General features: G+C 43.6%; 1 protein-coding gene. It reads left to right on the top strand.

What is annotated here, in order from left to right:
• A partial coding sequence (locus WEIDD23_RS13965) for a hypothetical protein (protein WP_197458922.1) occupies positions 1-259 on the top strand: 259 nt, incomplete at both ends.

Below are 259 nucleotides of genomic sequence, written 5' to 3'. Positions count from 1 at the left end.
GCTCAAGCTTGTTGAAGTTGAACTGCTCAATGACGTTGAATCGCTCAAGCTTGTTGAAGTTGAGTTACTCAATGACGTCGAGTTGCTCAAACTTGTTGAAGTCGAGTTACTCAATGATGTTGAATCGCTCAAGCTCGTCGAGGTTGAACTGCTCAACGATGTTGAATCGCTCAAACTCGTTGAAGTTGAACTGCTCAATGACGTTGAATCACTCAAGCTCGTTGAAGTCGAGTTACTCAATGACGTTGAATCGCTCAAG

The sequence above is a fragment of the Weissella sp. DD23 genome (assembly GCF_001579105.1).
Taxonomy (GTDB): Bacteria; Bacillota; Bacilli; order Lactobacillales; family Lactobacillaceae; genus Weissella; species Weissella cibaria.
This window is presented reverse-complemented; position numbering and strand designations above follow the sequence as displayed.